Below are 10,156 nucleotides of genomic sequence, written 5' to 3'. Positions count from 1 at the left end.
GTGTATAAGGGCCGGCCTCGGCATCCGCCTGGCGACCGAACTCCCGACGATCGTCGCGATCACGAAGGCGGACGCCGTGGGCGACGACCGGCTCGCCGCGGTCGAGCGCGAGGTCGAGTCGATGCTCCGGGACGCGGGCCAGACCCCGCTGCTGGTCGACCGGCACGGCGTCGACACCGCGGTCGCGGAGGTCGGCGACGGAGTCGTCCCCCTGCTGCGGACCAGCGCGGTGACGAAAGACGGGGTCGAGACGCTCGACCGGCTGTTCGAGCGCCTCCCGAAGCGCGCGACGCCGGACCGGGAGGCCTTCCGGATGTACGTCGACCGCAGCTACAAGGTGACGGGCGTGGGCGCCGTCGCGTCCGGCACGGTGAATTCGGGGACCGTCGAGACGGGCGACGAGCTCCTCCTCGGGCCCATGCCCGACGGCTCGTTCCGCGAGGTGGAGGTGCGGTCGATCGAGATGCACTACCACCGGGTCGACAAGGCGACGGCCGGGCGGATCGTCGGCATCGCGCTGAAGGGCGTCGACGAGGCGGAGATCGAACGCGGGATGGCGCTGGTCCCCCGAGACAGCGAGCCGGAACCGGTCCGCGAGTTCGACGCCGAGGTGATGGTACTCAACCACCCGACGCGGATTCAGGAGGGGTACGAGCCGGTCGTCCACCTCGAAACCGTCTCTGAGGCGGCCGCGTTCTTCCCGGACGAGGGGCGACTGCTCCCGGGCGACACCGGCGAGGCGCGCGTCCGGTTCAAGTTCCGGCCGTACCTGATCGAGGAGGGACAGCGCTTCGTCTTCCGCGAGGGGTCGAGCAAAGGGGTCGGAACGGTGACTGGCACCGGAGACGCCGCGGAGGACGCGGCGCCGAGCGAGCGCTGACTCGCCGGTCGGGTGCCGCACTCAAACTGACTCGCCGGTCGCGTGCCGCACGCAAAATATCAGTATTTTGTCCGATTTTTATCCACTGATATATCAATAAATTTCGGATCATGGCAGCCGTTTCTCCCTGATTCGGACGGAGTTCGACGGAGTACGTATGGACAAAAGGACAACAAAGCGAACAGAGATGACCATACGACCACGCCAACCCAAAGTACTTATCAAATAGAAACAAGTGGACGACTGTATGCGTCGACAACACACACAACGCATTTCGCGACGGAAGGTCCTCGCCGGCGGAGCAGCCGGCACCTCCCTCCTGCTCGCCGGGTGTGCCGGTGGGGGGGACGGCGGCGACGGTTCGGACGGCTCAGACGGCGACGGCTCTGACGGCAGTGACGGTTCGGACGGCTCCGACGGCGGCAGCGCCCCGACCCTGTACTTCGCGCAGGCGAAGGGCCCGCTCGACATGGACCCCGTCGTCATGAACGACGTGCCGTCCGCGCAGATTGCCGGGCGGATTTTCGACGGGCTCTACGAGTACAGCGACGGCGTCAGTCTGGAGCCGAAGATCGCCGCGGACATGCCGACGGTCGAGCGCGACGGCACGCGCTTCATCGTCCCGATCCGCGAGGACGCCCAGTTCAAGAACGGCGATCCCGTCACCGCGGAAGATGTCGTTCACACGATGCTGGCGCCCGTCGAGGAACAGACCGAGAACGCATCAGAAGTCGACATGATCGATACCGGGGAGGTGATCGATGAGAAAACCGCACAGTTCGACCTCTCGTACCCGTACGGCGCGTTCACGATCGCCATGGCCCGGAACGTCGTCAACGCCTCCGTCCGACAGGAAGACACGGACGCGTACAACATGGGTCCGGTCACCTCCGGGCCGTTCCGGCTCGCCGAGTGGGAGCCGGAGAGCTACGCGACGCTGGAGCGGTGGGACGACTACTGGGACAGCGATAACCTCCCGGAGATCAGCACAGTCGAGTTCGAGCCGATAGTCGAACAGACGACGCGGGTCACCGAGCTGGAGACTGGGAACGTCGACATCGTCGAATCGATTCCGCCGCAGCTGTACGAGACGGTCGAAGGGAACCAGAACGCCACGCTGACAGAAGAGCCGGGGATTGGGTACTTCTATCTCGCGTTCAACTGCGGCGAGGGACCGACGAGCGACCCGCTCGTCCGCGAGGCGGTCGACTACTGCGTCTCGATGGACCAAGCAGTCGAGAACTTCGTCGAGCCGGCCGGCGTCCGCCAACATAGCCCCTACCCGGCCTCGATCTCTGAGGAGTGGGACTTCCCGACCGACGAGTGGTCGGACATTCAACACGATCAGGACCTGGAAGAGGCGCAGGCGCTGTTCGAGGAGGCTGGGGTCTCGATGGACTACAACTGGCGGATCATCGTGCCGCCGGACAACAAGCGCGAGCAGATCGGCATCTCCATCGGCGACGGGCTCCAGAATGCTGGCTTCCAGAATGTCGAAGTCCAGCGTCTCGACTGGGGGACGTTCCTCGACGCGTACGTCACTGGTAGCGAGGACGACTACAACATGTACACCCTTGGCTGGTCGGGCTCGCCGGACCCAGACACGTTCGCGTACAACCTGCTGAGCCAAGAAACGGAAGGCACGAACAACGGGACGTTCCACGACTACGACGAGGCCTCGCAGATGCTGACGCAGGCCCGCGAGTCGTCTGACCGCGAGGAGCGTCGCCAGCTCTACATCGACGCGACGACGACGCTGCTCGAAGGGCGCGTCCACATGCCGGCGTACAACCTGAACAACTCTTACGGCGTGCGCAACGTGGTGGAGGGCTTCAGCTCGCACCCGATCTCGTCCGAGGTCCAGCTGGACGGCGTCACTGTGAACCGATAACCGGCCCCGGAGGTTTGGGGATCGGACCCACGGAGCGGACCCGGGCGGTGCGCGCTCGGAGCGGGTTGGGCCGTAAGTGTGCCCTCTTGGGCGGTTGGCGGCGGGGTCGGCTGCCCGCTTGCGGCTCCAAATTGGCACGTCGGCGGGAGCGAAACAGATAAGCGACAGCAAAAACCGAGTCGAAGCAACAAGAGATCCACGACAGTGAGTTTACTTCGGTACACACTCCGGCGGTTCGCACAGGCGATACCCGTACTGATAGGTATCGTGACGATAACCTTCTTCCTAGCCAACCAGATTCCCGGCGATCCGGTCGAGATCATGTTGGGGCCAACGCCGGCACAGGAGCAGGTCGAGGCGATCCGGGCCCAGTACGGCCTCGACCGACCGATACACGTTCGGTACTTCACGTACCTCAGCGGCGTCGCAACGGGAGATCTAGGGCTTAGTATCTACTACGACCGCCCTGTCTTGGAGATGATCCTGCTCCGGCTCCCAGTGACGCTGCTGCTCATGCTATCAGCGTTCGCGTTCGCGATCGTCACCGCGATCCCGCTCGGCGTGATCTCGGCGAAGCGGCGCAATGAGCCGGCGGACCACGTCTCGCGGATCGTCTCGCTCATCGGCGTCTCGACGCCGTCGTTCTGGATCGGGCTGGTGTTGATCATCGTCTTCGCGTTCTACCTCGGATGGTTCCCCGCGCGAGGGCTCGTCCTCCCGTGGGCCGACCCGGCGGACGTGCGGGGGGCAGCGACGCGGATTGGGGTGTTACGCCAGACGGCGCATCACCTCTTCTTACCCATGATCGGGCTCGGAACGCTCCAGATGGCGCAGATCACCCGGATCGAGCGCTCGTCGATGGTCGATTCGCTCCAGGGCGAGTACGTGAAGCTCGCTCGGGCGTACGGCGTGCCCGAGTCGACGATCGTGCGCAAGCACGCGTTCCAAGTCGCGCAGCTCCCGGTGATCACCATCATTGGCCTGGGGCTCTCAACCGCGCTCGGCGGCGCCGTCCTCACGGAGACCGTCTTCGAGATTCAGGGGATGGGCCGGTTGATCATTACTGCGATCAACAATCAGGACTACCAGCTGATCATGGGCACGACGCTCGTGTTTGGGTTCGTCTACGTGATCGGCGTGATCGTCACGGACATCACGTACAGCTACCTCGACCCGCGGGTCACATACGGTGACGAGTAATGTCTGTCAACAGCGCAACTTCGGACGACGACACGCCGGACAACAGCGACGAGAGCGGTGGGCCAGACGAGGTCGAGGCCCGCGTCGGGCTCCGGTACACGCTGAAGCAGGTCAGACAGGACACGACGGCGCGGATCGGGACCTACATCGTCGGGTTCATGACGTTCGTCGCGATCTTTGCCGCGTTCGACTACTACGTTCTCGATTACGCCATCGCTGAGGCGGTGCTGTATAATCCGGAGACCGACCCACAGAACGTGCGGCGGCTGCTCCCGCCGGTCGGCATGGAGAACCAGTTCGGACAGGGCGTACTCGAACACCCGCTCGGCACCGACCACCGGGGCCGCGACCTGCTCTCCCGGACAATCTACGGGACGCGGATCGCCATGACGGTCGGGTTCCTCGCGACCGCCATCGGCCTCGGCGGCGGTACCGTCATCGGCGCGGTCTCCGGCTACTACGGCGGCTGGATCGACGACGTGCTCCAGCGCGTCACCGAGACTATCTACGCCATCCCGTTCCTCGTCTTAGTCATCGCGTTCATGACCGCGTTCGGCCGGGACCTCACGTTCGCGATGGTGGGCGTCGGGATCACCGCGATCCCCGTTTTCAACCGTCTCATCCGGTCCCGCGTGGTGTCCATCCGTGAGGAGGACTACGTCGAGGCCGCGCGGGCGGCCGGGGTGAAAGACCGGAACATCATCTTCCGGCACATCATCCCCAACAGCTTCGCCCCGGTGCTCGTCCAGGCGACACTTCAGGTCGGGGTAAGCATCCTCATCGTGGCCGGACTCTCGTTCCTCGGCTTCGGCGCGCAGCCGCCGACGCCATCGTGGGGGCAGATGCTGTCCGCCTCGCGGGGGTACATGCTCCCCGCGCCGACGTTCAGCATCTTCCCCGGTATCGCGATTCTGATCACCGTCATCGGCTTCAACATTCTCGGCGACGGCCTCCAAGACGCCCTCGATCCGCGGATCAACAACTGATATGAGCGAACCACTACTCAGCGTACGCGATCTCAAGACGCAGTTCTTCACCGAGGACGGGACGGTCCGCGCCGTCGACGGCATCTCCTTCGACGTTCACGAGGGGGAGATCGTCGGGCTCGTCGGCGAGTCGGGCGCGGGGAAGTCCGTCGCGACCTCCAGTATCCTCCGGCTGGTCGACAGCCCCGGCGAGATCGTCGGCGGCGAGATCAAGTTCAAAGGCGAGACGATCTTCGGCCTCGAAGAGGACGGCGGCGGCGAGTTGCGCCCGCGCGACGAGATGCTCACCGAAGAGGAGATGCGGAAACGGATCCGCGGCCGCGAGATCGCGATCATCTTCCAGGACCCGATGGAGTCGTTGAACCCCGTCTTCACCGTCGGAGGGCAGCTCCGAGAGTTCATCGAAATTAACCGCGACCTCGGCACCGACGAGGCGAAAGGGGAGGCGATCGACATTCTCCGGGAGGTCGGAATTCCGGCGCCGGAGTCGCGGTACGACGAGTATCCGCACCAGTTCTCTGGCGGGATGCGACAGCGCGTGCTGATCGCGATGGCGCTCGCCTGTCAGCCCGACCTGATCATCGCCGACGAGCCGACGACCGCGCTCGACGTCACGGTCGAAGGCGAGATCCTGGAGATGGTGAAGGACCTCCAAGAGAAGTACGATACTTCGTTCATCTGGGTTACCCACGATATGAGCGTCGTCGCGGAGATCTGCGACCGGGTGAACGTGATGTACCTCGGCGAGATAATTGAGCAGGCGGAGGTGGACGATCTGTTCTACGACACGAAACACCCATACACGTCGGCGCTGCTCGACTCGATGCCGCGCCCCGACGAAACAGTCGACGAGCTCAGGCCGATCAAGGGAGTGATGCCAGAGGCGATCGACCCGCCCTCCGGCTGTCGGTTCCACTCGCGGTGTCCCGAGGCCCGAGAAGTGTGCCGTGAGGTCCACCCCGAGCCGCGGGAGATGAGCGGGGACGCCGAGGGGACGCACACGGCCGCGTGCGTGAAACACGACGCGTTCGACATCGGGTACGACACGAGTCCCCCGATCGACACGGAGGCGACCGGAGGGTTCTCCGCCGGGTTCACCGAGACCGGGGGTGAGGCGGAATGACCAAAGTCGGCCCGCCAGAGTCGGACCCCGAGGCGCTCCTCCAGGTGCGGAACCTCAAGAAGCACTTCGACAACGAGAGTGGACTCCTCGCGGGCGTCCAGCTCGACGACGAGTTCCCGTACGTCTCCCGGTCGACCTCCGATGTCCGCGCCGTCGACGGCGTGGACTTCGACATCAAGGAAGGGGAGACGCTGGGGCTCGTCGGCGAGTCCGGCTGCGGGAAGTCAACGCTGGCCCGTACCGTCCTCAGGCTGCTTGAACCCACCGAGGGAAGCGTCTACTTCCAGGGCAAGGACCTCGCATCGCTGTCCGGCGAGCCGCTGCGACGGATGCGGAAGAACATGCAGATGATCTTCCAAGACCCGCAGTCCTCTCTCGACCCCCGGATGAAGGTCGGGCCGATCGTCGAGGAGCCGATGAAGGCCCACGGCATGCTCGACGAGGAGGGGCGCGAGGCGCGCGCCAAGGAGCTGTTAGAGAAGGTCGGGCTCGACCCGCAACACTACAATCGGTACCCGCACGCGTTCTCCGGCGGGCAGCGCCAGCGCGTGAACCTCGCGCGGGCGCTGTCGGTGAACCCCGACTTCATCGTCTGCGACGAGCCCGTGTCGGCGCTCGACGTCTCGATCCAGGCGCAGGTGCTCAACACGATGGAGGAGCTACAAGAAGAGTTCGACCTCACGTACCTGTTCATCGCGCACGACCTGAGCGTCATCCGCCACATCTCCGACCGCGTGGCGGTGATGTACCTCGGGAACATCGTCGAGCTCGCCGACAAGGAGGAGCTGTTCGAGAACCCGCAGCACCCGTACACGCAGGCGCTCCTCGACGCGATTCCGGTCCCGGATCCGCGGAGCGGGGGGCGGACCGCCCTCCTGTCCGGCGACGTGCCGTCGCCGATCGACCCGCCCTCGGGCTGCCGGTTCCGGACCCGCTGTCCGAAGGTGATCCAGCCGGAAGAGTACGACATGAGCGACGGCGCCTGGCGGAACCTTGTCGAGTTCCAGCGAGCGGTCGAGCGCCGGGCGTTCGAGGAGACCGATCCGGATGTCCTCCGGTCGCGGTACTTCCAGGACGCGGTCCCGAGCGGCGACGCGGGCACCCTGCTCGACGAGGCGCTGGGCCACATCGAGCGCGACAAGTTCGAGGACGCCGAGCGGATCCTCGTCGAGCGGTTCGCGGACCAGAGCGTCTGCGCGACGGCCCGGCCGGCCTACGAGATCGAGTCGGAGATCGGCGACGGCCGCCACTACTCGGCGTGTCACTTGCGCCGCGACGAGGCGGTCGCGACCGCGGTAGACGAGGCCACGGTAGGCGGCGCGGCGCGGCCCGGAACGGAAGCGCCCGAAGCGGACGACTGACCGCCGACCCTTTTTAAAAATCACCTCGCCGCGCGGCGCCTCGGCGGCCCGCTCGCTGACGTCACCGGCGGTGTCAGCGGATCCGTATCTGCGTGGCGTCCTCGTGGCGCTCGTCGGCGCCGGGGACCGGCACGAACACGGAGATCGTGTGGTCGCCGCGATCGGCCCGGACCGATCGGTCGAGCCCGCCGTCGTCGGCGGTGCGGCGGAAGCGACCGTTCCACGTGGCCGTCGCCCGCTTCGTCTCGCCGGCGCGGAACGACAGCGAAGACTCCTCACCGCGAATGTAGCGTCGCTTGTCGGTGGCTTCCAAGACGCCGTCGACCGCCCACCCCCACGAGCGACGCGTCGTCGTCGGGACCTCGATTGGGACCGGCAGGCGGTTGCGGATGATGACCGTGATCGAGATGGGCTCGTCGGGCGCGTACTCGGCGGCGTCCGTGCTGACGCTCACCTCGAGCGCGCGCCGCGCCACCGCCCGCGGTACGACGCGGCCGAGGGCGGTCGAGAGGTAGTTCTTCGTCTCGTCGAAGCCGGTGCGATCCGTCCGACCGTCGTGGCGTCTGTCGACCATGGGCGTCTCTGAAAGCGGGGAATCGGAAGCGTCGGCCGCGTTCGGATTGCGGTAGGCGGGTCGCGATACTAAGCGTTCGGGTCGACGGCGATCGGGTCCGCGTCGGACAGAGTTGGCCCTGACTCTCCGGACCGCGACGGTCGGACCGGCCGAGTCGGCGCCCCCGGACCGTAACGACTCGCCGTCAGTCGTCGACCACGTCGACCAGTTCCATCAGCGGGTACCCGTCTTCCATCGCCATCCGCGTGTGAACCGTGACGCCCTCGTACGCGATCCGCATCTCCACGTCCATCAGCGAGCCGGTGAGCTCCGTGTAGCCGTTCTCGTGGTCGATCGCGTCGGCGACGCGGTCGTCGTGGATGTCGACGGTCACCGCCTCGCAGTGCGGTTGGTTCTCGATCGCCTCCGCCATCGCGGCCTCCATGCTCCGCGTGCTCGACGGGCTGACCGGCGTGCCGGCGAACTGGTGGTACAGCGAGCCGAACTTGATCCCGGCCTCGAAACACGCCTGCTGGGCGTCGGTTGCCATGCCCGCACTGCGGCGGCGCCGGCCTAAGAGGCTTCGGAGGGGCCCGGCGGAACCGAAGCCGTTTGGTTCGAGGAGCGGGATCGGTCCGTATGAACGCGCTTCGCGTGACGGGCGGCCGCGTCCTCCGCCCCGACGGCTCCGTGACCGAGGCCGACGTGACGATCGACCGCGACGCCGGGCGGATCGTCGAGGTACGAGACGTGAGCGCGGACGGCGAGGCGCCGCCCGACGCCGACGAGACGCTCGACGCGTCGGGGTCGCTCGTGATCCCGGGGCTCGTCAACGCGCACACGCACGTCGCGATGACGCTGCTCCGCGGGTACGCAGACGACAAACCGCTCGACCCGTGGCTCCGCGAGGACATCTGGCCGGCGGAGTCCGAACTGACGCCGGACGACGTTGAGGCGGGCGCGGAGCTCGGCGCCCTGGAGATGATCCGATCTGGGACGACCGCGTTCGCGGACATGTACTTCGCGATGGACCGGGTCGCGGACGTCGTCGACCGCGCGGGGCTGCGCGCGCGGCTCGGCCACGGGGTCGTGACGGTCGGCAAGGACGCGGCCGACGCCCGCGCGGACGTCGAGGAGAGCCTCGCGGTCGCCCGCGAACTTGATGGCGCGGCGGACAGCCGGATCCGCACGGCGTTCATGCCGCACTCGCTGACGACGGTCGGCGAGGAGTTCCTCCGCGAGGGGGTCGCGGAGGCGCGGGAGGCGGGCGTTCCGGTCCACCTCCACGCCAACGAGACGGCGGACGAGGTCGACCCGATCGTCGACGAGCGCGGGGAGCGACCGATCGCGTACGCCGAGGACCTCGGCGCGCTCGGCCCGGACGACTTCTTCGCGCACGGCGTTCACGTCGGCGGCGGCGAGATCGACCGGCTCGCCGAATCGGGAACGGCGGTCGTCCACTGCCCGGCCTCGAACATGAAGCTCGCCAGCGGGATGGCCCCGGTTCAGCGGCTCCGCGAGGCCGGCGTGACCGTCGCGCTCGGCACCGACGGCGCGGCCTCGAACAACGACCTCGACGTGTTCGACGAGATGCGCGACGCCGCCATGCTCGGGAAGCTCGCCGCGGACGACGCGAGCGCAGTCCCTGCGGGGGCGGTCGTTGAGATGGCGACGGCCGGCGGCGCGGACGCCCTCGGACTCCCGGGTGGTCGGATCGAGGCGGGTGCGGCCGCCGACCTCGCCGTCGTCGACCTCGACGCGCCGCACCTGACGCCGGTCCACGACCCCGTCTCGCACCTCGCGTACGCGGCCCGCGGGAGCGACGTGCGCCACACGGTCTGTGACGGCGACATTCTCATGCGCGACCGAGAGGTGCTGACGCTGGACGCCGCGGTCGTACAGGAGCGCGCCGCGGCCGCTGCGAGCGACCTCGTCGACCGCGTGGATTCGGCGTAGCGGACGCACGGCTATTCATATATAGAACTGCGGTGGCGCGTGCGACTCGCGCCCTGCGGGCGCTCGTCAGCACGCGCGAGGTCGCCGGCGCGTAGCGCCGGCTGCCAGGGAATCTTCGATTCTCGCTGGAGTCGGCCGACCGGAAGGAGGCCGACGACACTGGGGAGGCGTGAGGCTGCGGTGCCGGGCGGGGAGGGATTCAAAGG

9 protein-coding genes are annotated in these 10,156 nt (G+C 67.0%); 7 read left to right on the top strand and 2 right to left on the bottom strand.

The features are described 5' to 3' along the window. The 6 genes from B9G49_RS14330 to B9G49_RS14305 all read left to right on the top strand — a co-directional run. A partial coding sequence (locus B9G49_RS14330) for an EF-Tu/IF-2/RF-3 family GTPase (protein ID WP_255376756.1) occupies positions 1-880 on the top strand: 880 nt, incomplete at its 5' end. 247 nt (positions 881-1,127) lie between these two features. Next, a complete protein-coding gene (locus B9G49_RS14325; RefSeq protein WP_049932843.1) occupies positions 1,128-2,771 on the top strand; it encodes an ABC transporter substrate-binding protein in 1,644 nt (547 codons plus the stop codon). A 204-nt stretch (positions 2,772-2,975) separates the two neighbouring features. Then, positions 2,976-3,971: an ABC transporter permease gene (locus B9G49_RS14320; protein WP_222104443.1), complete on the top strand. Its 996-nt coding sequence runs from the start codon at positions 2,976-2,978 to the stop codon at positions 3,969-3,971. After that, positions 3,971-4,957 carry an ABC transporter permease gene (locus B9G49_RS14315; protein ID WP_049932845.1) on the top strand — a complete coding sequence of 329 codons (987 nt, stop codon included), beginning with the start codon at positions 3,971-3,973 and terminating at the stop codon, positions 4,955-4,957. The genes B9G49_RS14320 and B9G49_RS14315 overlap by 1 nt, the downstream gene beginning before the upstream one ends. A gap of 1 nt (position 4,958) precedes the next feature. Further along, positions 4,959-6,080 (top strand): ABC transporter ATP-binding protein, encoded by a 1,122-nt coding sequence (locus B9G49_RS14310; RefSeq protein ID WP_049932846.1) that lies wholly within the window; start codon positions 4,959-4,961, stop codon positions 6,078-6,080. Continuing rightward, entirely contained in the window at positions 6,077-7,441 is a 1,365-nt protein-coding gene (locus tag B9G49_RS14305) for an ABC transporter ATP-binding protein (protein ID WP_049932847.1), read from the top strand. Before B9G49_RS14310 ends, B9G49_RS14305 begins: the two co-directional genes overlap by 4 nt. A 73-nt stretch (positions 7,442-7,514) precedes the next feature. Here B9G49_RS14305 and B9G49_RS14300 read toward each other — a convergent pair whose 3' ends face one another. Next, a complete protein-coding gene (locus B9G49_RS14300) occupies positions 7,515-8,015 on the bottom strand; it encodes a hypothetical protein (protein ID WP_049932848.1) in 501 nt (166 codons plus the stop codon). Positions 8,016-8,199: 184 nt separating this feature from the next. Then, positions 8,200-8,544 (bottom strand): dihydroneopterin aldolase family protein, encoded by a 345-nt coding sequence (locus tag B9G49_RS14295; protein WP_049932849.1) that lies wholly within the window; start codon positions 8,542-8,544, stop codon positions 8,200-8,202. A gap of 89 nt (positions 8,545-8,633) precedes the next feature. On the opposite strand from B9G49_RS14295, the gene B9G49_RS14290 reads away from it, so the two are divergent. Next, on the top strand, positions 8,634-9,950 hold the full coding sequence (locus tag B9G49_RS14290; protein ID WP_086216825.1) for an amidohydrolase: 1,317 nt from the start codon (positions 8,634-8,636) through the stop codon (positions 9,948-9,950). The last annotated feature ends 206 nt before the right edge of the window (positions 9,951-10,156 follow it).

Source organism: Halorubrum sp. SD683 (assembly GCF_002135045.1).
In the GTDB taxonomy this organism is placed as follows: Archaea; Halobacteriota; Halobacteria; order Halobacteriales; family Haloferacaceae; genus Halorubrum; species Halorubrum ezzemoulense.
This window is presented reverse-complemented; position numbering and strand designations above follow the sequence as displayed.

Bases quoted from the DNA above. Each gene is read 5' to 3' on its own strand.
- B9G49_RS14310 (WP_049932846.1), top strand. From the start codon at position 4,959: ATGAGCGAACCACTACTCAGCGTACGCGATCTCAAGACGCAGTTCTTC.
- B9G49_RS14325 (WP_049932843.1), top strand. From the start codon at position 1,128: ATGCGTCGACAACACACACAACGCATTTCGCGACGGAAGGTCCTCGCC.
- B9G49_RS14295 (WP_049932849.1), bottom strand. From the start codon at position 8,544: ATGGCAACCGACGCCCAGCAGGCGTGTTTCGAGGCCGGGATCAAGTTC.
- B9G49_RS14305 (WP_049932847.1), top strand. From the start codon at position 6,077: ATGACCAAAGTCGGCCCGCCAGAGTCGGACCCCGAGGCGCTCCTCCAG.
- B9G49_RS14315 (WP_049932845.1), top strand. From the start codon at position 3,971: ATGTCTGTCAACAGCGCAACTTCGGACGACGACACGCCGGACAACAGC.
- B9G49_RS14300 (WP_049932848.1), bottom strand. From the start codon at position 8,015: ATGGTCGACAGACGCCACGACGGTCGGACGGATCGCACCGGCTTCGAC.
- B9G49_RS14290 (WP_086216825.1), top strand. From the start codon at position 8,634: ATGAACGCGCTTCGCGTGACGGGCGGCCGCGTCCTCCGCCCCGACGGC.